Raw genomic sequence first — 22,940 nt, forward strand, 5'->3', positions numbered from 1 at the left:
CTGCTATTTGAATCAGAGAGACATTTACGATGGCTTGTATACTCGCGCTTGATACTTCATCAGAAGGCTGCTCAGCAGCACTTATAAAAGAGGGTGATGTAACCAGTATCTATGAGGTTGTGCCACGAGACCATACGCGCAAAATCATCCCAATGATTCAACAGGTGCTTAAGGAGAGCGATACTCAGGCAGATCAGCTTGATGCGATTGCCTTTGGCCGCGGACCTGGTTCGTTTACCGGGCTGCGTATTGCCGCGGGTGTTACTCAGGGCTTGGCGTACGGGCTCGGCATCAAGGTAATTCCGGTATCGACGCTTGAAGCGATGGCGCTGGAAGCATACATGACTGATGGTAGTCAGAAGGTGGCCGTTGCAGTTGATGCGCGTATGGATGAGGTGTACTGGGGGGCGTTCGAAATTACCGATAATAATGCCATTGCTCTTCAGCCTGAATGCGTATGTGCGCCAGAGCAGGTAATGTTGCCCGATGATCAAAGTAGCGAAGAGTTATATTCGGGTATTGGTAGTGGTTGGGCATTTGGTGAGCAAATGCCGGAACAGGTTCAGAATAGAGTTTCTGTGCAGAATGAAGGGGCAATAGCCAAAGCAGAGTATATTGCCAGAATTGCTGACAAGATATTCACCGTTTCAAATGGATGCTCAAGTAAAATTGTGCCGCCTGAACAAGCGATACCTGTGTATTTGCGTGATACGGTTACCTGGAAAAAGCTTCCCGGAAGGGAGTGATAGAGGCCTAAATGGCCTTAATTGCAGTCATATATAACGTGAGACCTTTGCACGACGTTATGAGCGAATCAAAGACAAGGCAAAACATGACGAAAAAGCGCAGTTTATGGTCTATAAGTCCCGGTCGACCCAGGAGAGCGCACAATTTTGAGTCATTTTTTAACGCTGTATTTGTAAGCGCAGTAGTCGTGCAAAAGTCTCAACGTAACTATTTAAATGTAACGCAGTTATTAAGGAACAAAAATGGATTGGTTTCAAACCTTAGCGCTGGCATTAATTCAAGGATTAACTGAGTTTTTACCGGTTTCAAGTTCTGCCCACTTAATATTGCCGTCGCAGGTTTTAGGTTGGGCTGACCAGGGGCTGGCATTTGATGTGGCGGTACACGTGGGCACGCTGCTTGCGGTGGTCTTATACTTTCGAAAAGATGTTATTGGCCTTACGGTGTCGTGGGGGGATAGTGTTTTAAGGAAAAAACACAGTGATGAGAGCCGTTTGGCCTGGTTAATTATCCTTGCGACGATTCCGGCAGGAGTTGCCGGACTATTGCTAGATGACTTTATTGAAGAAAACTTGCGCTCTGCGGCTGTTATCGCTACAACCACAGTGCTGTTTGGACTGTTGCTTTGGTGGTCTGACTTTAATGGTAGCCGCGAACGCACGCTAAACGCGATTAGTTGGAAAGATGCGTTAATTATTGGCTTTTCTCAGGCTTTGGCTCTAATACCCGGAACCTCACGCTCAGGAATTACCATGACGGCGGCGCTACTGATTGGTTTTAGTCGTGATGCGGCAGCCCGGTATTCGTTTTTATTATCGATTCCTCTTATTGCCGCTGCGGGTATGTTAAAGGGACTGGAGCTAGTTCAAACAGGTACTGATGCCCAATGGACGATGGTCGCTGTAGGGACGATTGCTGCATTTTTTAGTGCTTATGCGTGTATTCATCTATTCTTAAGCTTTCTTGAACGAATTGGTTTTACACCTTTTGTCATTTACCGCCTTTTACTTGGGGCTGTTTTAGGGTTATATTTAATTTTGTGATTAAAAATTAATCAGTATGGTGCGTATTAGATTGGTCTGCATTGAAGCGCGTGTATTTTTCTTTGGTGGGTTGTACTCTGGTGGATTGTGCTTTGGTGTATTAGATAGTAGTAATGCGGGTAGGCTTGGGTGGAAATAAATAACGCAATCGTCCCTGTTAACTTAATCCGCCCTCTAATTGAGGGGGGAAACTCCCGAGCGCCGCAAACCGGTGACTCTCCGGCCGATGCTTCCAGATCACGGGGGGCTGACCGTATTGATCGTGAGACGGTTGACCCAGTGGAATTACAACGCAGGGTTGAACAGAAGCAAGCGTCACAAGCGATTGATGTAAGCCGTTTTCAGCCATCAGAAACCGTTTCATTAAATAGCCAGCAAGCGATTAATACCTATCAGCAAACGGAAGTTGCTGCTCAGGAGTTTGAGGGAGGTGTTTTAGTGGGTATTGACTTGTTTGCTTAATAGGTGCTTTTCTTCCCTTTCTATTGCTTTTCAAAATGAATGTTTTAAATGAATCAAGTTGACCTGAAAGAGTTGCTGGCTGTATCTGTTAGTCCAGAGGGAGACCCTGTTGCGGCCTCCAACTTCGCCCAACGTTTAGGGTTAGTTTTGCTCAATGATGTCATTCCGTCCAAAGAGCGTCGCTACCCCCTTCTAATGATGTATGACAGGCACGGGCCTTCACTGGTTGAAACTGGTAAAGTCGCGCCGGGTCCGGTAACCGCAGACTTTGTGTCAGGTAAAGTCGATCATCGGAGAAAGTTTGGTGGCGGCAAAGGTCAACTTATCGCTAAAGCGGTGGGTCTTAAGTCGGGTATAACGCCCGAGGTTGTCGATGCCACGGCAGGGTTGGGGCGAGATGCGTTTGTTTTAGCAAGCCTTGGGTGCAGGGTCACGCTGCTTGAGCGCTCACCTGTGGTGGCTGAGCTATTAGCATCGGGGCTTGAGCGGGCCTGTTTGTTTGATGATGTTGCGCCAGTCGTATCTAGAATGACCTTAACCAACAGCGACAGTATTGAGTGGCTTTCGTCCCAGAATGACGTTGTGGCTGATGTGGTTTATCTTGACCCTATGTTTCCCCAGCGGGATAAGTCTTCACTGGTGAAAAAAGAAATGCGTTTGTTTAAACCGCTGGTAGGTGGTGACCTGGACGCCCCTGCGTTATTAAAGGCGGCCTTGGATAAAGCACGTTATCGTGTGGTGGTGAAGCGACCCAGAAAGGCGCCTGAAATAGAAGGCGTTAACCCGACGTTTCGGTTAGAAGGTAAAAGTAGCCGATACGATATTTATACATTGAAATCGATGGAGGGTCTAAAAGGGGCGGGCAGTAATAACGATTTGGGCTGAATAACATTTACCCAGCCCAGCCCACAGTCTTTGCTATTGTTAGCTGAGTGTCGTGACCTGTAATACACCCTGTCTCATTTCTGCGTTGAGCACAAGCTTGGCGTCTTCCACAACGCCGCCCAGTTTCTCGGTGTACACCAGTTTCCCTTCTTCATCTTCTGTAATGATATCGTTTTCTTTTAGGTTTGTGATGAAGTTACGGAATAGCGTTTTGTCAAAAAACTCAGGCGCGTTAAGCCCGTACAGAATTGACATTCGCTGCGCCATCTGTGTGCTTTGCTCTTCGAGTTCTGCCGCATTCATAACACCTGAACCATGATTACGTAATACAGCAATACTGATGTAGTAGCGTTCAATGGTCTGGATTATAAATCGGGCTAATACGCTAAGCAGGACAAAATTAGCGGAACCGGTGCTTGGTCGGCAGAGACTGTCGCCTTCAACGTGCAGTAAATCGTTGCTCGTTAATATATCTATCCACTGTTCAATGACTGCTGGGATCTCTTCTCTGCTCCAATGAATAAACAGTTCAGCCTTGATGTAAGGATAAATAGAGTCAATAAGAAAGACGACTCGTTCTCTCTTCATCATTGGATTGTTCTGGAAAAGGCTGGCGATAAGGGCCGGTATGGCATAAAGGTGAAGAATATTGTTTCGGTAATACGTCATTAATGTGGCGTTATTACCTTCGAGTGTAATAATGTCGCCCAGGCTTTGCTTTTGCCGTGAAACCAACCCCATGTCTTCTGCATACTGTAACCAGTCTTTGCCGCAGCCATCTGGGTAAGACATGTAGGGGCTATATGGCATCTGCTTTAGCAGGTTGCAGAAGGTGTCCATCTGGCTTGCCAGAATCTTCTCGTCCATCGACTGCTTGGCGGTTGATAACAGTATCAAACCGGTCATGTTGATTGGGTTGATTGATGATGCGTCATTAATTCGGGTGGTAATTTCATTGGCAAGGTCGTCAACGACGCCGTTTAACCATTTAGGGCGGTACTCCGAGTCGTACGCCTGATCTTTCCAGTGCGGCTGCTTCTGGTCAAGAAAATTGCTCAGGTAGATTGGGTCACCGAAATTAACGTTAACCTTGCCGAACGACTTTCTCAGATTGGATAGTGATTTAAACAGGCCAAAAACAGACTCTTTCTCTTTCTTCTTGCCTCTAAGTTCACCCAGATAGGTGCGCCCTTCGAGGACTTTCTCATAGCCCACATAAACCGGCACAAATGCAATTGGTTTGCTGCTGTTTCGCAAGTAGCTTCGCACGGTCATTGCAATCATGCCAGGGCGAGGTTGCAACATTCGTCCGGTTCGACTTCTGCCGCCTTCTACAAAGTATTCAACCGAATAGCCCTTTGAAAACATCTGGTAAAGGTATTCGTTAAAGATTGCCGCATAGAGTTTGTTGTCTTTGAAGCTGCGGCGCATGAAGAACGCGCCACCGCGGCGCAACAGTGGGCCGACGACTGGCATGTTGAGATTAATACCTGCGGCTATGTGAGGCACCATGACGCCATGCTTGTATAACACATACGAGAGCAACAGGTAGTCGATGTGGCTACGGTGGCAGGGAACGTAAACCACGGCGTTTTCCTGTGCGATTTTCTGAACCGTTTCTACATTTCGAACATTGATGCCGTTGTAAATCTTGTTCCACACCCAGGAAAGCGTTCTTGACAAAAACCTAATAACGGTCATCGATAGGTTAGAGGCTATTTCATCGCCATACTTAATTGCTCGTGCTTTAACTTTTTCAGGCGCGATGCCTTCCTCTTTGGCAGTTTCGCGAATAACATCTTTAACAACCGTGCTATGAATAAGCGACTGAACCAGTGTACGGCGGTGGGAAAGGTCTGGCCCCAAAATAGCTTGCCGTGTGCGACGGAAATGCACACGTAATATCCTGGCGAGTTTTCGTGTCGCTATTTCTTTATTGTTCTCCTCATCGCCTGATGTAGCATCTTTAGTTTCATTGATAATTGATTGCAGGGATATCGGCTTGCTGAATTGTACGAACGTTCGTCGGCCATGGAGGAGAATAATCAGGAACTTCTGTAATCGGCCTGCAACAGACCAGTTATCAGACCATAGCATTTTAAATATAGACTTCTGCTTTTCAGGCTCACGCCCCCATAGCAGGGATACAGGCACCACCTGGACATCGAGCTCAGGGTTTTCGGCCGCTTGATGAACCATCTGTTTGAGGCGTTGAGTCACAGTGGGGGATTGACGCTTTCTGAACCACTGCCCCTGACGAGAATAAAGAAAGAAAAATGAACGCCTGATGCCCTTATTTCCTACAGGGAGTGGAGCCTGAGATGATGGCAGCCCTGCTGCGAGACACTCTTGTTCAAGTACCAGTCGGCTGGAGAACGAACTGTATTGCAAAACATAGCAAACTGGTTTGTCTGGATCGAGTTGTAAAAACTCCTTTTCGTTACCGACAACTTCGGTTTTAACCCAGAAAAATAGCATTCTTCTCAAAATAGTGAAGAAAAAGGAGCTTAATCCTAAAAAGTGGCTCATAGTCTCATCTTTACGTAACTGAACAATGGAGGTAAGTTTATCGTCTAACGTTAAAGGTAGCAAAGTCGAAACCTTTCAATTTCATTACCAAAAAGTATAAGAGATTTTTGTTTTTGCTTGTGAATCAAGCTGTTTAAGCGCTTGAAAAGCATATAAACTGCTCATATATCTTGACCACTGGTCGGACATATAGTCACGTAAATCATTCACGTATAAAAATAGCAAAGAGGGAGTTGTTCACTCGTCATGATCCAAATTTCAGAGTTAACTCGAAAATTTGGCCCGTTTACTGCCGTGAACGGGGTCAGTTTTGAAGTAAAACCCGGCGAGGTTCTGGGCTTTCTGGGCCCAAACGGTGCGGGTAAGTCGACAACAATGAAGATGATTACAGGCTTTTTGGCACCCACTTCTGGTCGTGTCATGGTAATGGGGCAGGATGTTGCTACAAATCCGATGAAGGCCCAACAACAGATGGGATATCTGCCTGAAGGGGCGCCTTCCTATGGAGATATGACCGTTCAGAATTTTCTGAGGTTTATCGGCAAAGTCCGCGGGTATAGTGGTGATGAACTTGAGCAAAGAATTAACAGGGTTGTTGATCAGGTAGCGCTAACCGATGTGCTTAACCAACGTATTGAGACTTTGTCTAAGGGCTTTAAGCGCAGAGTTGGAATTGCGCAGGCGATCGTGCATGACCCGCAAGTGCTGATTCTCGATGAGCCTACCGATGGGCTGGATCCTAACCAGAAGCACCAGGTCAGAGAGCTGATCAGAAACCTGTCTAAAGATAAGATTGTTATTATTTCAACCCACATTCTCGAAGAAGTGAGTGCAGTGTGTAGTCGTGCACTTATTCTTTCATCGGGCTCAATTGTGTTTGATGGAACGCCAGATGAACTGGCTGCAAAGTCAAAGTACCATAACGCGGTGTCGGTAAAGTTCACGCACCCTTATGACGTTAAGCAAAAGCTTGAGTCACTGGTAAACGTCTATCGGATTGATTGCGATGATGAAACGGGCTTGATTACGATCTTCCCTGAAACGGGTAAGTCTGTTCTGAAACAGGTGAATGAACTTATTCATTCACAGGATTGGGAGGTAGAGGAGTTTCATGTTGAAAAAGGCAGGCTTGACGATGTATTCCGTCAGGTGACGGTAGGGGAGGTTGCGTAATGGGAACAAGCATTATTATGCGAAGGGAGTTAGCCAGCTATTTTACGACACCCTTGGCGTATATTTTTATCGTTATATTTTTGATGATGTCTGGCGTTTTTACCTTTTACTTAGGGCGTTTTTTTGAGCGTGGTCAGGCAGACTTAATTTCATTTTTCAACTTTATACCCTGGCTTTATTTGATACTGGTCCCCGCTATTGCGATGAGGCTGTGGTCTGAGGAGCGCAAGAGTGGCACGATTGAGTTACTCATGACACTCCCGGTCACTGTTGTTCAGGCAGTGCTGGGCAAATTTCTGGCCGCTTGGTTGTTTATTGGTGTTGCGTTGCTTTTGACATTTCCGGTTTGGGTTACCGTTAACTACCTGGGTGAGCCAGACAACGGGGTAATACTGGCCAGTTATCTGGGAAGCTGGTTAATGGCTGGTGGCTTTTTAGCTGTTGGTTCTTGTGTGTCAGCGGCGACGAAAAGCCAGGTTGTTGCTTTTATTATGACGTTGGTTATCTGTTTTATATTTGTCGCGGCAGGGTTTCCAATGGTTCAGGATGCATTTACCGAGTGGGCGCCTCTGTGGGTCATTGATGGTATATCCTCACTGAGCTTTCTAACCCACTTTGATGCGGTGGCCAGAGGTGTTATTGATCTTCGTGATCTGCTTTATTTTCTAATAATGACGGTTTGCTGGTTGGTCGCAACCACTGTAGTTATCAACATTAAAAAAGCGGATTAGGGCAGGGTAGCAGACTGATGAAAAATATAATGTATTCGAAAACAGGCCTGGTAGTTATTTTTGCTATCTTTATTGTTTTTTCGTTGTTAAATGCCCGTCTATTTAACGGTGTTCGCTTTGACCTGACCGAAGGGAAGCTTTATACGTTAACAGATGAGACACAAAAAATATTACAAGAGCTTGAAACACCGCTCACGCTAAAGCTGTACTTCTCCGAGAAGGCAACCGCAGAGTTGCCGGGGTTACGAACCTATGCTCATAGAATCAAGGAGCTGCTTGAAGAATATCAGTCACTGGCGGGTGATAAGCTAAATATTTCCTATGTTGACCCTATTCCATTCTCAGAGGAAGAAGATGAAGCCTCGGCTGCCGGTCTCCAGGGCGTTCCTGTTGGTATTCGAGGGGACGAAATATACTTTGGACTGGTCGGTACAAACGACACTGATAGTGAGGAGGTCATTAGCTTTTTTCAGCCTGACAAAGAGCAGTTTGTGGAATATGAACTGACCAAGCTGATCTATAACCTGTCCAACCCGGAGCTGCCGGTTGTAGGGATTCTTAGTGGTATCAATATTAATGGTGGCTTTAATTATATGACTCAGCAGCGTCAGCCAGCCTGGGTGGTGATGCAACAGATGGAAGACCTGTTTGATGTTAGACCTCTGGCTGAGGATGTAGACGAAATAGACCCTGAAGTTGATATTCTGTTGCTGGTTCATCCTAAAGAATTTTCTCAGCAGACTCTTTTTGCTATTGACCAGTTTGTGTTGAAGGGGGGGCGAACTCTGGTGTTTGTTGACCCATTCGCGGAAGCCGATCAACCTCCTTCGCCAATGGCTTCGGCCTCAAATCGTCGTTCGGATTTATCCTTATTGCTGAATAAATGGGGTGTTAAACTTCAGGAAGAGCATATCGTAGGCGACTTTGAGAACTCTCTGGTGGTCAATATGGGAGGAGGGCGAAACCCTGTTCGGCACATTGGTTTATTGGGGCTCGATGCATCTGGGTTCAACGTCGATGATGTGGTAATGGCAGGGCTTGAAAGTATTAATCTGTCTTCAGTGGGCATACTAGAGACCGTAGATGGCGCAACCACTAAAGTTACTCCGCTTATACGGTCGAGTGCCGAGGCGCAGCCGATAGTGGCTGAACGTTTAAACTCCCTTCAAAATCCAGAGGCATTAATGGAGTCGTTTGCGCCGACAGGAGAAGAGTATGTATTGGCTGCTCGAATCATGGGTAAAGCCAGTTCAGCCTTCCCGGAAGGGGTGGAAATTGAAGAGACACAAGAGGTGGCGGAGGAGCCTGAAGCAGAAAGCGCTGAGCCAGTGACGGTTAAACGTTTGCTGGTTCCCGAGGTGGTTGAAAGCAGCAATATTAACGTTATTGTTGTAGCCGATACTGATATCTTAACGGATCGTTTGTGGGTTCAAGTTCAGCAGTTTTTTGGCCAGAGGGTGGTTTCCCCCTGGGCTGATAATGCTGGATTTTTGGTGAATGCACTGGACAACCTCGCTGGCAATGCTGACTTGATTAATATTCGTAGTCGTGGTCGTTTTTCCAGACCATTTACTAAGGTAGAAGCGTTACGTAGAAGTGCGGAAGAGCAGTTTTTGGCTCAGCAACAAGTTTTACAGGAGCAGCTGGAAGAAACGGAAGCCAAGCTTCTTGAATTGGAGCAGATGCGCGGTGATGCAGACAGTGCAATACTGTCTGAAGAGCAGGAGTTGGAACTGACTCGTTTTCAAGATGAAAAAATCAAAATCAGAAAAGAGTTAAGAGATGTTCAGCACCAGTTGGACAGGGATATTGAGTCCCTGGGTACTGAGTTGAAAATGATTAATATCTTTCTCGTTCCTCTACTACTGACATTGCTGCTGGTTCTAATGAAGTTTATTAGACGGCGTGTCGCTTAGTCGTATGTCCGGTGCGATAAATGGAGGGCCTCAGAGCCCTCCAACCGTATTGGTTTTTGACTCTGGTGTTGGCGGTTTAAGTGTCTGTCAGTCAATCCTTTCGATGTGTCCTGGGGTGCGTATTATCTATGTCGCGGATAATGCATCGTTCCCCTATGGTACCCGGTCAGAGAGTTACCTTCGTTCCCGTATTGTCAACGTTTTATCAGGTCTATGTGAACAGCACCAGCCAGATATGCTTGTTATTGCGTGCAATACAGCAAGTACGTTAGTTCTGGCAGATTTAAGGCAGCTGCTGTGTCTTCCTGTTGTTGGCGTGGTGCCAGCGATTAAACCTGCGGCAGAAACGACTCAAACAGGGGCGATAGGCTTATTGGCAACCTCTGCGACGGTACAACGAGATTATACAGACCAACTCGTCGCAGATTTTGCAGGTCACTGCGATGTTATTAGGGTTGGTAGTAGCCGTTTGGTCGAAATTGCCGAACACTATCTGCGAGGTCATCCTGTGAATGAGGGTGAGCTGAAAGCCATTCTGGCCGATTTCTTTCGTGAAGGGTTAGCGCGCAAGGTTGATAAAATAGTACTTGGCTGTACCCACTTTCCACTTTTAAAACAACAGCTTGAGTCTTGTGCTCCGCGCCATGTTGAATGGGTTGACTCCGGAAATGCTATCGCAAACCGGGTGTGTTCGTTGTTTAAGGAGGCAGGCTTAAGCTTGGATGCCTCACACAAAGTACTGCACCGGATCAGGTTTACCGGCGAAGCGATTGCAAATAAACAATTCCATTGCCAGCTTGCTCTGCTGGGTTTTGATAACGTTAAGATTGAAGGGGTTATTATTTAGTTTTTCTGTAGTGGACGTGTGAGTTTGGCCATTTTGTGTGCTTTAAGGGAAATCGCCTATAGCGCTTCGGATGATTACCAGTAACACTTACGTTAGCTGGTTATGGTTTACAACAATAATTAAGGAAATGTCATGGGAATAAGAATGAATAAATGGCTGTTGATAGTAATTTTAAGTCTTGCGACACTTATTGCTGCAGGGTGTGCGGGCTTGACGGGGCCTAGTCGGGTTGTCAATGTGGGGATGGCGACGAACTATCCACCCTTGGCATTTCAAAAAGAGGGTGAACTAAAAGGGATGGAAGTTGATTTCGCCCATGCTTTGGGAGAATCCCTTAATGCGACTATCAATATAAAAACATACTCATGGCAAGCACTGTTTGAAGCGCTTGATACAGGCGAAATTGATGTCGTTATGTCTGGCGTGTCGGTTACCGATGCACGCAAGGAAAAGGTGCTGTTTAGCAACCCTTATATGGACGTTGGTCAGATGGCCATCATTAGATCAGCCGATGCTGGGCGCTTGGCTGCAAAAGCGCAGCTAATGTCAGGAAACTATCGGGTTGGGTACTCTCTCAACACTACGGGGCAAAAGTTTGTGACCGAGCAGTTGAAAAGCGCACCGCAGATTGGCTTTGCTACTCAACAAGATGGTATCGATGCGTTGCTAAATAACAAAGTCGATTATTTTATCCACGATGCGCCGACTGTGTGGCAACTAACGAGCTCCTACCCAACTGATGAAAGGTTGTTTGGCCTCTATGCTCCGCTAACCGAAGAGCACTTGGCTTGGGCAGTTAACAAAGAGAATGCAGCTCTTCAGCAAGAACTAAATGAGGCGTTGGGAGAGTGGAGTGAAAATGGTTTTTTGAAGCAAACAGTCAGCAAGTGGATACCCGTTTCGGTTGTCTTATCTGCTGAGTAAAAAAATACATGATCCAGAAAGAAAATCGGCGGTAGTCAGCCGCCGTATTTAGTTTGTTAAGGTGAGTTTATTTAGGTTTTGCCGTTCATGCCCAATAAAAGCATGCTTTAGTGCGGTTTAAATAACTTTTGTCAGTTTAAAAATGGATACCAATGCCCTGATAGGGAGTACGCCTTTGTGAGCACAGTATGTTTTGGCAATCTCTCCTCGAAAGCGGCTTTTAGTAAAAACCAGCCCTTTAAAATTATATAGTGAGTTGCCTTTTTCATAGATTAGGCTGCTAACTCTACGCAACATTTTTGATTCCTGAGGCTCTACTTCGTCTGCCAGCATCAGTGGTATTAACCCTAAATCCAGATAAGGAACCCCTTCCTCTTTGAATACTTCCATTGCGTGCGTCATTAAGGTGTAAAAAATACCTTGCTTAAAGTCTGCATTAGCGCGCGATATATTGGGTACATAGCTGATTATTTTATTGTTATGGTAGATTGGGTCAAAGTAGACAAAGCCTACAGCCTTATCACCTTCATACGCATAGAAATGGCGCTCATTCTCCTTATAGTCCATCTTCATGGGGCGAATCAAAAAGCTTATTTCGTTGCTTTTGCACTTTCGCGTTTTTATCCAGGCTTCTGATATTTCGCGAGTATGATCGTCACTAAAACGCTCTTTGACTGTGATGCCATTCTTTTTTGCCTGATTTATGGCTGTACGCAATATTTGTTTCTTTTTACCTTTGAGTGACCAGTTTTTGAGATCAATGGTTGATTCTGAGCCGAACTGCGTTCCGTACAGTCCGAACTTCTCATGTAGAATATCCACGACAGGCTTTGTGATCTGCACGTAGCTGGCGTTGGGGAACTTGTTATGAAATGCTGTGACGATTAGCTCAAAGTCCTTTTTGTCGGCAACAGGGTCAGACAGTACGAAGGTGGCCCCCCACTGTTTCATATAGCCGATATAACCCACATTCGGGATATCAAAGTACTGCATGCCAGGTTGAAGCGTGGAGAACGACTGGGAATGAGTGCCGTACTTTTTAAGATACTCAACTCTTTCTGAGAACGAAAAGGTACTGTCGCTGGCAATATTGAGTCCATGATGGACTAATGCTTGATTATTCATTCCAGTGTCTCCTAACGGGATTTTTTATTTTTTTGTTGTTCGTCTTGCTTTTCCTGGTTTCCAATCAGGCTTGCTTTTGTCCCATGATGGACCAATAGCAGTTTAATCCTAAAAATCTGAACTGTTTTTTATCTTTTATAGTGAGGCCAAGCTCTTCCATTATTTTCGGGTAGTTGTAGATGTTGTGCATTGCGTTGTTGGCAACAACCCAAAAGATAGACACAGCGCCATACCAGTATGCTTTTTGCAACACCCGGTTGATAATGTTGCCTGAAGGGTATTCGAAATCACCAATGACCACTTTTGCTTTAGGTTTTGCACACTTCATCAGATGGCGGAGAATCTCGAGCATAAGGTCTTCACTGAATACGTTCAAAAAGAAGTTGGCAATAACCATGTCGTACTGCTCAAACTCTTCAAACTTCAAAATATCACTGTGAATCTGTCTAATATCGAGATCTTGTGGGTGCTTATCTACTGCTTCTTTAAATTTACGTAGCATGGTTTCTGACAAATCTACAACGGTTACGTCTGCACCTAGCTCGGCAGCCTTAATGGCATCTTTTCCGTGGCCGACACCTGCAATCAAAATTTTATCGCCGGGCTTTACATGTTCTGTATCAAGCATCGCCCTTTTACAATTATGAATGGACTCTCCTCCGTAAATACTGCTGAGGAAGTCATATGCAGGGCCTATAAACTTATATCTGTCTTTCATGCTGATCTCTTTTTGTTTTACTGCAAGTCCATTGTTTAGGATTCGGTGTCATTATTTTCGGATTCAATACCAAAGGGGGAATCGCTTCAGATGAATTCATGGTAATGAAGCACCTGCGCAAAAGCTGTGAGGTAACACTCATTTTTGTTTGCAAAAAATAACAAAACGTAAAATTTTGCAAAAATATCGAGTCGATTTATAGGAGTGTCAGACAAGATTTTTTGGATTGTAGGACAATCTAAAAAATCTTTAGAACCAATTAGTTAAAGAGATTTTTATCTGAATATCAGGGTATTTATGTGAGCTGCTAATGAATGCCTGAGCTCAGTTTTAAGGGGTGTTTGAGTGCTAAAAAGTACTCGGGAAAGGTGTGTTTAGGCTCGTTTACCTGTAGCCATCCCGATAAAACGACGCCAAAAATACACGAGGGTTTTATGATCGCGTTGGTAGACGTGGAGGTTTAGCAGCAAAGCTAGCTCGCTTTCGATTGGACGTTCCGGTTTATAAGCTGAATTGTCTCGTCTGCGGGTCGAGCTTTACCAAAGAAGAACCCTTGAATCTCGTGACACCCAAGGCTTTTTAAATACTCTAACTGGCTGGCTGTTTCGACTCCTTCTGCCACTATATTGAGCTTTAAACCGTGAGCCATTGCCACAATAGCATTTACAATACAGGCTTCATTTTCTGAGCTTTGAATATCATGTACAAATGACTGATCGACCTTGAGTGTATGAATTGGGAGCTTATGCAGATAGTTTAATGATGAATAGCCGGTTCCAAAATCATCAATGGCGATGGTGATTCCATGGTCAGCCAATTTGCTGAGCTTTTGAATCATGTGCTCCAAATCATTCATAATTACGTTTTCGGTAAGCTCAATCTCCAGATTTTCGGGAGGAAAGTCATACTCTTCTAGCTGCTTGAATAACATGCTGACGAATCTTGGATGCTCAACCTGAGATGGAGAGAAGTTAACGGCGAGTCGAATATTTTCGTGGCCAGCGGTTATCCAGCTTTTTACTTCTGCGCAGGCTGTTTTCAATACCCATTCGCTGATGTCCACAATCAGCTTGGTTTCTTCGGCGAGCGGTATGAATTCAGAAGGATAGATTATGCCTCGTTCCGGGTGGTGCCATCTGATAAGTGCTTCTACCCCGATAATTCCGTCCGTTGCTGCATTGATCTGTGGCTGATAATAGACCCTGAACTCTTTATTATCTAGCGCGTTGCGCATGTCCCGTTCAATTTTAAGACGGTTGGAGCAGGTGACATTCATGGTGTCAGAGTAGAACTGATACCCATCTTTACCGCGACGTTTAACATGATACATGGCTATATCGGCATTTTGGATAAGCTGTTCTACGCTTTTGCCAGCTTCCTCGTACATGGCTATGCCAACGCTTACCCCGACGAAGACTTCATGTTCACCGAGCATAAAAGGTTCTTTAAGGACATTGATCACTTTACGAGCAATTTTTCGAGCACATTCTTTTGAGGATATATCGGGAAGCAGCAGTGTAAACTCATCGCCGCCAAAGCGAGAAAGGGTATCCCCTTCACGAAGACAGTTCTCCAGGCGCATCGATACTGACTGAAGCAGACGGTCTCCCATTGCGTGCCCCAAGGTGTCGTTGACGATCTTGAAACGGTCAAGATCGAGAAACATCACGGCCAAACCATGGGTGTTTCTTTTGGCGTGAGTAATCGCGAGGCTAAGGCGGTCTTTGAATAGCGCACGGTTTGGCAGTCGGGTCAACAGGTCATGGTACGCTTGAAAATTAATAAAATCTTCGGCTTCCTTTCTTTCCGTGATATCCCGCGCGGTACCGTATGTGCCTATAAGTTGTCTTAAACTGCGATTGTTGGCTGACTGCTTTCCTGTAACGGAACTACTTTCAATAGGGAACACGGTTACTTCAAAATAGCGCTGTGCCCGGCTGTCTCCCCGAGATTTAAGATGTAGCTCCAGGGTTCGAGTAGTACGGCCGCTTTGTTCACTGTCTTTGAAGATATAACCGGCCCTCTCAGCATCTTTATCGTTAATAATTACTTCGTAATGTTGACCTAGAAGCTCTCTTTTATGGTAACCAAGAACCGACTCAACTTTATTATTGATGAAGGTAAAGCGACCCTCTTTGTCGAGCATAAAAACGATGTCAGGGGAGCTATTGACGATATATCTATGCAGCTCTTCAGACTTTTTAAGTCGAATTTGCATCGCATTGTGGGCTTTCTCGAGCAGCTTCTTTTGCAGCGCATTTTCAACGGTAGCAAGCAGCTCCTCGGGGACGTAGGGTTTTTTGAGATAATCGTAAGCACCGCGACGTAGCGCCTTGCTTACGGCGGAGAATGTGGACTCACCGCTGACTACAATGGTTGCTGCGTTAATCTGATGTTCTGACATGAAGTCCATCACTTGGTGACCGCTGAAATCGCCCATGCGCAAATCCAGAAGAACCAGATCATACTGTTGCTTCATCAGCTGAATGCAAGAGTTTTTACCACCCAGAGCAGTATCAACCTGGTAGTGGTTGGCAATCAATAGTTCTTTTAAACTGGTTAAAAGTCGCTCTTCATCATCTACGATAAGAAGGCGTGCTCTGTTTAGGTTTATAGACAGGTCGATGTTTTTATTATCAGCTTTCATACTGCTCTTATGAACTATTCAAGTTTCATTATTTTCATGAGTTGTCCTCCTTAACACGAATAACTTCCTGTGGCTATTTTGCCTGATTAGACTTAATTTGCTGTTGAGTAAATCTAACCGCCATTATTATGTGAGAGACCGCCTATTTGTTTTTCTCTCATTGTTTTAAGTGCTGACTTAAGCGTCTAAAGCCAAAGCCCGCACGGGAATCAGCACTTGTATCTCGGTTCCTTTTTCACTGCTCCTGCAACTGATGTTACCGCCCATTTCGGTTACCAGATTTTTGGTGATGCTGAGCCCCAGCCCCGAATGGCCTTGCCCCTTGGTGGACTCTACTGGCTGGAACAGCTTGCTTAATACCGCTTCTGGTATGCCCGGCCCTCTGTCACAAACGATAATTTCCACAAAGTCCCGCCCATTTACATTGATATTCCGGGAGGTTTTTATGTGAATTTCACCGCCCGACTCCATCGCTTCAGTCGCATTTTTTATTAAATTGGTTAAAACCTGTCTGATATGGTTGCGGTTGCCTTCCTGACGAAGCAGTTTGGTATCCAAAGACAGTTTGCAGGTCACAGCATGACTCAAAAATAGGGAGCCTTCAAATAGTTTTTTAAGATCAAGAATTTCCCGATTAATATCAACACCTGGCGTTTGGTCTTCCTTGTCTTGTTGGAGGTCACGCAGCCGAAGAATAATTTGCCCTGTGCGGTCAATTTCTTCTTTTAATATCTTTATTTCAGACTGAGCCTCATGTTCATTGCCCAGCTTGGTGGCAAGTGCCTCTAGGTAATTTCTAACAATGCTTAAAGGGTTGTTAGCTTCGTGCACCACCTCATTTATTTTAAGGTGCAGCTCTTGCTCTTCTGCGCTGGTAGGTGTACTTGTATTTGATGCTTTCAGACGCTCAATTGCGTTAGCCGCCTCCGATGAGAAGTAATCAAGCAGGTGGAGGCTGTTAGGGGTAATGGTACTCGCTGATGAGGTACCCATTACCAGCGCGCCATTAACGATGTCGTTCACTAGCATTGGTACACATATCACTTGGGGACTATTCGTCAGTTTTGCAAAGTGTTGATCAACAACCGGAAGTGTCTCGGGGAATAGCGACTGATTGGTCGTGGATATGATTCGCTTATTGATGATCGAGCTGGCTATAACACTTCGCTCTGACTGCAAGGGGATTGAAAGTTCAATGTCAGATGTATTTTCATTATCCTCTGAAAAACGGCGGTATTTTAGGTTGCCGTCTGTAGGGTCTATTAAGAGAACTTTGGTATTTTTGTAGCCAAAGAGCAGTTCTATCGCTTCTTGAATACCCTGAAACAGGTGCGCAAGAGAAGTGGATTGAGACAAATGCGTGTTAGCTGATTGAAGCAGTCCTGTATTTCTTATCTGCTCAGCGAGTTCAATTTGCTTCTGTTTGTCGATATCGGTTGTATGGTTATAGTCATCATTTCCCGCACTGTCGATATCAATGTTCAGTGACTGGGCAATATCGACAACTTCATTCTGTATCTGAACGACAATCTCTCGGGTTAGTGCTGCTGAAAGGCCAAACATCCCTTCAGCGAACTCAAAGCTGGCGGCTTCGTCTAGCGCATCGTCTTTACTGAGCTGGCTTGATAAAAATACCAGCTTGACGAGATGGTGGGCGTCCAGTACTGCATTGAGCGGGGCGTGATGAAAGCGTACGGCCTCTGAGGTAAAGTCACCCAGATTCCATCCGCCAACGAGTTGCGCCCCGATATCAGTGTGATTGGTATTAAACAATTTGTTCTCAAGCTCTAGCTTACTGTATTCATCAACCTTGCTTTCAAGTAGCTGGCTATATTCATCAGGGTGGTTGGTTTCCAGAACCAATTCCCCGATATTGTGAAGCAGGCCTGTCAGATAAGCCTGCTCAGGTTGCCGGTAGCTTGTGAGTGTTGCGAGTGATTTTGCCAGCAGGGCGCATGAAAGTGAACGTTTCCAGAATTGTTTAAGGTATTGAGTGTGGGTATTGTTAAAGCCTGAAAAAAACTGCTGAACGGACGCTGTAATTACGATTGTTTTTATTGTTTCGGTACCCAGAACTAAAAGGGCTTGTTCAAGTGAGTTGATTTTGTTGCCACGGGAATAAAAAGACGAATTTGCAAGGGATATGACTCGAGCCGTTATGGCGGCATCCCGGCTAATAATATCGGACACCTGCTGAAAGTTGGCGGTACTGCTTTGGCAAGCCAGCAGCATTTCCACCAGAATATGGGGAAGCGAAGGAAGCTTATTAATCTTTAGCTCCTCTACAATGGTGTCCGGTTTATTTGTCATTAGCTGTTGCTTCTTTAATATCTATTAGAGACCTTTTCACGACTACTGCGCTTGCAAATACGGCGTTAAAAAATGTCTCAAAATGGTGCGCTCTCCTGGGTCGACCGGGACTTATTACGTATAAACTGCGCTTTCTCGTCATTTTTTGCCTTGCCTGTGCTGCGCTCGTAGCGTCGTGCAAAGGTCTCTATTATTTAGTTCCATCAGTCCGAGGGAGATGGGTCTTTATTATATTTGTGCTACAAAGCTGTAAGCGTGCAACAAGTGCTAACCTGAATGCCCGTTACTGTGTGGCTGCAGTGATGTTTTGACCATGTAATGAGAAAAACAAATAGGCGCTGAGTCACGTTTCTAGCTTTAGATAACAAACATTTACGTTGGTTACGGCTTTATTTTTCTCAAAATTCGATCATATATTAAGCAACTCCGATAGCAGATAGTAATGAATATTCTTTGCAAATTAAAGGTTTGTTACGGTTTATTTAGGCCGATTATAGGAACTACTATGCAAAATCAGAATAAAAATGAGGTAGGAGTCATTAATTGTTATTTTTTATCATTAAAAACCGTTATAGAATGTGTTCAGTTTATAGCCTAAGGATAAGGGGGGGGAGTGGTTATGTTGCCTCTCTACATCGCGGCGATAAAGAATAATGACAAGAAAATCCCGACAGTACCGATTGATGGCTACAAATGACAACAACGCTCAAATAACGTTTTCTGCAACAATAAATACGGGAATGGAGGTTCAGAGAACTCGTGTTATAGCATTTACCAGCGGGAAAGGTGGTGTGGGTAAAACCAGCCTTTCTGTGAACCTGGCTATTGCGTTAGCCCGCTCTGATTCTAAGGTATGCCTGTTTGATGCAGATATGGGGATGGCCAACGTTAATATTATGTTGGGTATTACGCCAGCCTGGACGCTTGAACACCTCTTTACTGACGAAAAATCAATTCAGGATCTGTTATTAACCGGGCCGGGCGGTCTCGACATTGTGCCCGGTGCCTCTGGGTTTGCGAAGTGTGTTGATCTGGACTCAGAGCAACAGCAAAGGCTCGTTGAGGCAATTGAATATCTTGAGTCCAGATATGATTATCTGGTAATAGATACATCAGCAGGCATTTCTTCCACCGTCCTGCACTTTGTTGCTGCTGCACAAATGGCTGCTATCGTGATTACGCCAGAGCCCACTTCTTTGACCGATGCCTTCTCATTATTGAAAGTGTTACGTAGACGAGGCTATAAGCGGGCACCTCAGGTTGTGGTCAATATGGCTCAAAGTGCATCGAAGGCTGAGAAAATATATCGCCGTTTTGAAGCGGCGGTTAAGAAATATATCGGCCTTGAAACCGAATACCTGGGGTCGGTATGGATGGATGAAAGCATTCGTGCTTCGGTGACCCTGCAACGGCCAGTTTCGCTACTACCTGAGACCGACCCATCTTGTAAGAGCTTCTACCGCTTGGCAGATAGTTTGGACAGCGCATATAGCCGGGGCCGTGTTCCAAATTTATCGTTTACTACCTATTGGAAAAAAGTTGTAGAGAGATCGAGAAAGCGACGGACACATTCTACGGCAGAAATAACTGCGCCAGTTGGTAAGACAGCAGATAATAGTACCTGCCTGAAAGAAGTAGGTTTGCAGGAAAGCGGGCATCAAACTGAGGATAAGCATTTAGAGCCAATAGGCTCGTCATCAGAAGACCAGTGGATTGATCTGAGGGTCAGATTAAACCGGTTTTTGAAAAACGATGACACGACACCCGAGCAGGTCATAACACTGCTGTCGAGTTGTATTTTTACCTACGGTGACCAACTCGGAGAGGCTGCCAATGACCTGCTGCATGGTTTATTGCAAGTAATCGATCCTAAAGCACTTTCTGAAGAGCAACGAAGTTTAATCGTGCAAAACCTTGAACGATTAAGGGGGGTAGAAGGTGATAACAACGAGCAGCAGCATGTTCAGCGGGGAGCCTCGATCCAGTTCGGTCAGTCAAATAACCCTCATCAAGCTCCAAACCCGAGAGACCCCGATCAGTCTGTTAATATAGCTCAGCCAAAACACCGATATGATGAAAAGGGGTTTGGTTGCCAGGATAAGTTAGTTGAGAAGATCAAAGCCTCTTCAGGTAAGGTATCATTGGATAACTTACTTGAGTCAATTAAGTATGCTTCATTAGTTGACTCATAAACCCTATCAACCACACTTGATGAAAATACTGGTTGCACGTATTGAAGAGGGAAGCAATGAGAACGGAGAAACTCCAATTCGAGTCGTTAGGCGATATCATCAAGGGTGTTTTATTTTTTACCCGATACAGTGCGTTCGGATCAGTCCGCAGATAATGCAGCTGCATCGTCAGTTTCATCTTCTTCTAGCGTAAGCTCGACGGGGTTTCCCGCAGTGATTCTTTGCCATGCTGCGATAGACTATAAAGAGTACTTTTTTGACTTTGCCAGATTTCTGGCGAAAAGCGTGTATGCGGCATTGGCGATTGATATGCATGGCCATGGTGAAAGCGGGGGAGAAAAGTACCATGTTAAAATGGCTGAGTGGGTGCCTGATATTAAGGCGGCTATCGAGGCCTTATGCTCTCATGATGATATCAACAGTAGTCGTATTGACGCGTTTGGTTTTTCGTCTGGAGGTACAGCGGTGCTTGAAGCAGCCGCCCAAAAATTTCGAATTAAGGCGCTGGTGACGTTAGATGCGACAGTCAGGAATGTTATCAATCCACTGGACGTAGTTTTTTAAGGCGCTATCCGGTGTGGGTGATGTTAAGCAGCGGGTGACTGGGAGTAATATCAAGCAGCCATTATATGAAATGGCAGTCAGAGCACCTGTGTCATGCAATTACTGACGTTAGTAAAGCGTTTTTTGATGACCCCTATTTAAAGTCCGGTTATAGTGCGTACCCTCCGCCGGGAGCCATCGAGAGTGTCATTATCTATACCATTAAACGAGTCGACCGGATAGCCATTCCTGTTTGCAGATTATCTATCCTATTAATTTTTAGTTCTGTTTTTCAGATAAGTGAGTGAAACACACTTAAAACAAGTCATTACAGCCACAAAAGACACCGCCAGAAATGCTTCCATTTACTCCCCTCCGTAATGGTTAACTGGACAATCACGTTGGTTTTGATATACCACTATCAGTATTAATGATCCGCCCATGAGTAGGGGCTAACTATCAGACATGACCTGAGCAACCCCACAATAATTACCTGCTTAGCAACACGTACTCTCTCGCCGGTATTGGACTATCGATTCAGCCAGCAAGCGCTGACTCTCTCCTAACAATGCATAACCATCATGCCCTGCACCTGGCACTGTGACGAACTGAGCCGCTATTCCCTGATTGCTAAAGCTCTGGTGAAGAGCATGCAGACGTTGCTGGCGACTGCGTTGTTGACGATCAGGCGAAACATAATCATCCAGGATTAACTCATCGTCATCGCCCCCAACCACCATCTGAACCGACACCTTACGCATGCTGCTATAACAGAGGACGCAACCAAAAATCTGTTCTATATCTGCGATACCCCGCCCCCAAATAGACTGATCATCGAGTAAAGTCACTTGGCCCGGTGCAGCAAGTGACAGCGCACGTAAGCGCTGAGGATGCAAATAAAAGAAACGGTGTGCAAACTGTGCCCCGCCCGAAAACCCGTGTAGAAACAATTTCGGTAATACGGCATAACTGGCACAGACTTCATCGATCATGGCAAGCAATAACAGGTCATAGCGAACACTACAGAGACGCTGCATTTTGTAACTGTCGGCATCACCTGCGGTAGGAATTCCAACCGGAAACAAGGGTACCAATACAATACAGCCGTTCTGTTCAGCAAACTCGACAAAGCGGTCACGATAACTTTCCGCCGTACGACTTGAGCCATGGATCACTGCCACCAGAGGCAATTCTTTTTCAGGTTGTAAGCGTTGAATCTGCGGCACATAGAGACAATAAGAAAACCTCTGATCGGCCTGACAAGCGGTGAACGGTTTACGTCCAAGTTGATAACGTAACTGAATCTCTCTCACACGACTTCCTTTTAGCTGGCAACGGCCAGATCTGCTGTAGATACTGTACCCTGCGCGATGCAATAGGGTTTGCCATTGTCCTGCGGAACAACCTGCGCGCGCACCTTAAATACCCGATTCAGCAATCGTGGTGTAATGACCTGAACGGGCGTGCCTTGTGCAATCAACTGACCCTGTTCCATGGCAATCACATTATCGGAGTACTGCGCAGCCTGATTCAGATCATGCAGGGACATAACGACGGTCAGGCCCTGTTCCCGATTGAGCTGGCACAGTAGCTCAAGAATTTCCAGTTGATGGCCCCAATCCAGATAGGTCGTGGGCTCGTCCAATAAAAGAATCGTTGCCTGCTGTGCGATCGCCATTGCAATCCAGACGCGCTGTTGCTCCCCCCCGGATAAGGCTTGCACCGGTTTATCGGCATAATGGGAGATACCGGTTTTGTCCATGGCCCATTCCACTACCTCCTGATCTTCACGGCTGGCACTGCGTAACAGCCCCTGGTAGGGAAAACGCCCATAACTGACTAATTGCCGAACCAGAACACCATCAGGTGCTACCGGCTTCTGGGGAAGCATCGCAATCTGCAACGCCAGTGCCTGGCGCGACCAGTCGGACATTGCTTTATCCTGAAGGGCAACCTGCCCCTTCTGTGGTTCGAGCAAGCCGGCCAGGCCACGTAGTAATGTACTTTTACCGCAACCATTGGGACCAATCAGCGCTGTAATCTGCTGTTGCGGGATTTGCACGCTGAGATCATCGATGACGATATTACCTGCGTATCCCAGCTGAATATGTTGCGTTATTAAGCTCATACCTAAACTCTTTTGGATGA

The 22,940-nt window shown here is 45.6% G+C and carries 19 protein-coding genes; 12 read left to right on the forward strand and 7 right to left on the reverse strand.

Annotation, left to right across the window (positions count from 1 at the left end):
• Nucleotides 1-29 precede the first annotated feature (29 nt).
• From tsaB to MY523_RS04135, 4 genes are all read left to right on the forward strand, one after another.
• Nucleotides 30-746 (forward strand): tRNA (adenosine(37)-N6)-threonylcarbamoyltransferase complex dimerization subunit type 1 TsaB, encoded by a 717-nt coding sequence (tsaB, locus tag MY523_RS04120; protein WP_250657543.1) that lies wholly within the window; start codon nucleotides 30-32, stop codon nucleotides 744-746.
• A 243-nt stretch (nucleotides 747-989) separates the two neighbouring features.
• Nucleotides 990-1,790 (forward strand): undecaprenyl-diphosphate phosphatase, encoded by an 801-nt coding sequence (locus MY523_RS04125; protein ID WP_250657544.1) that lies wholly within the window; start codon nucleotides 990-992, stop codon nucleotides 1,788-1,790.
• Nucleotides 1,791-1,919: 129 nt separating this feature from the next.
• Nucleotides 1,920-2,252: a hypothetical protein gene (locus MY523_RS04130; protein ID WP_250657545.1), complete on the forward strand. Its 333-nt coding sequence runs from the start codon at nucleotides 1,920-1,922 to the stop codon at nucleotides 2,250-2,252.
• 48 nt (nucleotides 2,253-2,300) lie between these two features.
• The gene (locus MY523_RS04135) at nucleotides 2,301-3,137 is read left to right on the forward strand and encodes a class I SAM-dependent methyltransferase (RefSeq protein ID WP_250657546.1); all 837 of its coding nucleotides are present in this window, start codon (nucleotides 2,301-2,303) and stop codon (nucleotides 3,135-3,137) included.
• Nucleotides 3,138-3,176: 39 nt separating this feature from the next.
• Here the strand turns inward: MY523_RS04135 and plsB are convergent, their stop codons facing one another.
• Nucleotides 3,177-5,666: a glycerol-3-phosphate 1-O-acyltransferase PlsB gene (gene plsB, locus MY523_RS04140; protein ID WP_250657547.1), complete on the reverse strand. Its 2,490-nt coding sequence runs from the start codon at nucleotides 5,664-5,666 to the stop codon at nucleotides 3,177-3,179.
• 246 nt (nucleotides 5,667-5,912) lie between these two features.
• Between plsB and MY523_RS04145 the strand changes: the two genes are divergently transcribed.
• From MY523_RS04145 to MY523_RS04165, 5 genes are all read left to right on the forward strand, one after another.
• Nucleotides 5,913-6,839: an ABC transporter ATP-binding protein gene (locus MY523_RS04145; RefSeq protein ID WP_250657548.1), complete on the forward strand. Its 927-nt coding sequence runs from the start codon at nucleotides 5,913-5,915 to the stop codon at nucleotides 6,837-6,839.
• Entirely contained in the window at nucleotides 6,839-7,570 is a 732-nt protein-coding gene (locus tag MY523_RS04150; RefSeq protein WP_250657549.1) for an ABC transporter permease, read from the forward strand. Before MY523_RS04145 ends, MY523_RS04150 begins: the two co-directional genes overlap by 1 nt.
• A gap of 17 nt (nucleotides 7,571-7,587) precedes the next feature.
• Complete coding sequence (locus tag MY523_RS04155; RefSeq protein ID WP_250657550.1) at nucleotides 7,588-9,486, forward strand: GldG family protein; 1,899 nt, start codon at nucleotides 7,588-7,590, stop codon at nucleotides 9,484-9,486.
• Nucleotides 9,476-10,333: a glutamate racemase gene (gene murI / locus MY523_RS04160; RefSeq protein WP_250657551.1), complete on the forward strand. Its 858-nt coding sequence runs from the start codon at nucleotides 9,476-9,478 to the stop codon at nucleotides 10,331-10,333. The genes MY523_RS04155 and murI overlap by 11 nt, the downstream gene beginning before the upstream one ends.
• 132 nt (nucleotides 10,334-10,465) lie before the next feature.
• Nucleotides 10,466-11,257, forward strand: a complete 792-nt coding sequence (locus MY523_RS04165; protein WP_250657552.1) for a substrate-binding periplasmic protein — start codon at nucleotides 10,466-10,468, stop codon at nucleotides 11,255-11,257.
• Between the two features lie 117 nt (nucleotides 11,258-11,374).
• On the opposite strand, the gene MY523_RS04170 is transcribed toward MY523_RS04165, so the two are convergent.
• The 4 genes from MY523_RS04170 to MY523_RS04185 all read right to left on the reverse strand — a co-directional run bounded on the left by MY523_RS04170 (nucleotide 11,375) and on the right by MY523_RS04185 (nucleotide 18,057).
• Nucleotides 11,375-12,382 (reverse strand): DUF2156 domain-containing protein, encoded by a 1,008-nt coding sequence (locus MY523_RS04170; RefSeq protein WP_250657553.1) that lies wholly within the window; start codon nucleotides 12,380-12,382, stop codon nucleotides 11,375-11,377.
• A gap of 64 nt (nucleotides 12,383-12,446) precedes the next feature.
• Nucleotides 12,447-13,142 (reverse strand): class I SAM-dependent methyltransferase, encoded by a 696-nt coding sequence (locus MY523_RS04175; protein ID WP_338021784.1) that lies wholly within the window; start codon nucleotides 13,140-13,142, stop codon nucleotides 12,447-12,449.
• A 430-nt stretch (nucleotides 13,143-13,572) separates the two neighbouring features.
• The gene (locus MY523_RS04180) at nucleotides 13,573-15,747 is read right to left on the reverse strand and encodes an EAL domain-containing protein (RefSeq protein ID WP_250657555.1); all 2,175 of its coding nucleotides are present in this window, start codon (nucleotides 15,745-15,747) and stop codon (nucleotides 13,573-13,575) included.
• Between the two features lie 177 nt (nucleotides 15,748-15,924).
• On the reverse strand, nucleotides 15,925-18,057 hold the full coding sequence (locus MY523_RS04185; protein WP_250657556.1) for an HDOD domain-containing protein: 2,133 nt from the start codon (nucleotides 18,055-18,057) through the stop codon (nucleotides 15,925-15,927).
• A 653-nt stretch (nucleotides 18,058-18,710) separates the two neighbouring features.
• Here MY523_RS04185 and MY523_RS04190 point away from each other — a divergent pair.
• The 3 genes from MY523_RS04190 to MY523_RS04200 all read left to right on the forward strand — a co-directional run bounded on the left by MY523_RS04190 (nucleotide 18,711) and on the right by MY523_RS04200 (nucleotide 21,100).
• Complete coding sequence (locus MY523_RS04190) at nucleotides 18,711-20,249, forward strand: MinD/ParA family protein (protein WP_250657557.1); 1,539 nt, start codon at nucleotides 18,711-18,713, stop codon at nucleotides 20,247-20,249.
• Nucleotides 20,250-20,354: 105 nt separating this feature from the next.
• Nucleotides 20,355-20,813, forward strand: coding sequence for a dienelactone hydrolase family protein (locus MY523_RS04195; protein WP_250657558.1), 459 nt, complete (start codon nucleotides 20,355-20,357; stop codon nucleotides 20,811-20,813).
• Between the two features lie 65 nt (nucleotides 20,814-20,878).
• Nucleotides 20,879-21,100 carry a hypothetical protein gene (locus tag MY523_RS04200; RefSeq protein ID WP_250657559.1) on the forward strand — a complete coding sequence of 74 codons (222 nt, stop codon included), beginning with the start codon at nucleotides 20,879-20,881 and terminating at the stop codon, nucleotides 21,098-21,100.
• A gap of 189 nt (nucleotides 21,101-21,289) precedes the next feature.
• On the opposite strand, the gene MY523_RS04205 is transcribed toward MY523_RS04200, so the two are convergent.
• Both MY523_RS04205 and MY523_RS04210 read right to left on the reverse strand, forming a co-directional pair.
• Nucleotides 21,290-22,105, reverse strand: coding sequence for an alpha/beta hydrolase (locus tag MY523_RS04205; protein ID WP_250657560.1), 816 nt, complete (start codon nucleotides 22,103-22,105; stop codon nucleotides 21,290-21,292).
• 11 nt (nucleotides 22,106-22,116) lie between these two features.
• Nucleotides 22,117-22,920: an ABC transporter ATP-binding protein gene (locus MY523_RS04210; RefSeq protein WP_250657561.1), complete on the reverse strand. Its 804-nt coding sequence runs from the start codon at nucleotides 22,918-22,920 to the stop codon at nucleotides 22,117-22,119.
• Nucleotides 22,921-22,940: the final 20 nt, after the last annotated feature.

The organism is Alkalimarinus coralli (assembly GCF_023650515.1).
Taxonomy (GTDB): Bacteria; Pseudomonadota; Gammaproteobacteria; order Pseudomonadales; family Oleiphilaceae; genus Alkalimarinus; species Alkalimarinus coralli.

What these genes read in the sequence shown, in the direction of transcription:
- tsaB (WP_250657543.1), top strand. Translation starts at nt 30, where the DNA reads ATGGCTTGTATACTCGCGCTTGATACTTCATCAGAAGGCTGCTCAGCA.
- MY523_RS04125 (WP_250657544.1), top strand. Translation starts at nt 990, where the DNA reads ATGGATTGGTTTCAAACCTTAGCGCTGGCATTAATTCAAGGATTAACT.
- MY523_RS04135 (WP_250657546.1), top strand. Translation starts at nt 2,301, where the DNA reads ATGAATCAAGTTGACCTGAAAGAGTTGCTGGCTGTATCTGTTAGTCCA.
- plsB (WP_250657547.1), bottom strand. Translation starts at nt 5,666, where the DNA reads ATGAGCCACTTTTTAGGATTAAGCTCCTTTTTCTTCACTATTTTGAGA.
- MY523_RS04145 (WP_250657548.1), top strand. Translation starts at nt 5,913, where the DNA reads ATGATCCAAATTTCAGAGTTAACTCGAAAATTTGGCCCGTTTACTGCC.
- MY523_RS04150 (WP_250657549.1), top strand. Translation starts at nt 6,839, where the DNA reads ATGGGAACAAGCATTATTATGCGAAGGGAGTTAGCCAGCTATTTTACG.
- MY523_RS04155 (WP_250657550.1), top strand. Translation starts at nt 7,588, where the DNA reads ATGAAAAATATAATGTATTCGAAAACAGGCCTGGTAGTTATTTTTGCT.
- MY523_RS04165 (WP_250657552.1), top strand. Translation starts at nt 10,466, where the DNA reads ATGGGAATAAGAATGAATAAATGGCTGTTGATAGTAATTTTAAGTCTT.
- MY523_RS04170 (WP_250657553.1), bottom strand. Translation starts at nt 12,382, where the DNA reads ATGAATAATCAAGCATTAGTCCATCATGGACTCAATATTGCCAGCGAC.
- MY523_RS04180 (WP_250657555.1), bottom strand. Translation starts at nt 15,747, where the DNA reads ATGAAAGCTGATAATAAAAACATCGACCTGTCTATAAACCTAAACAGA.
- MY523_RS04185 (WP_250657556.1), bottom strand. Translation starts at nt 18,057, where the DNA reads ATGACAAATAAACCGGACACCATTGTAGAGGAGCTAAAGATTAATAAG.
- MY523_RS04190 (WP_250657557.1), top strand. Translation starts at nt 18,711, where the DNA reads ATGACAAGAAAATCCCGACAGTACCGATTGATGGCTACAAATGACAAC.
- MY523_RS04200 (WP_250657559.1), top strand. Translation starts at nt 20,879, where the DNA reads ATGAAATGGCAGTCAGAGCACCTGTGTCATGCAATTACTGACGTTAGT.
- MY523_RS04210 (WP_250657561.1), bottom strand. Translation starts at nt 22,920, where the DNA reads ATGAGCTTAATAACGCAACATATTCAGCTGGGATACGCAGGTAATATC.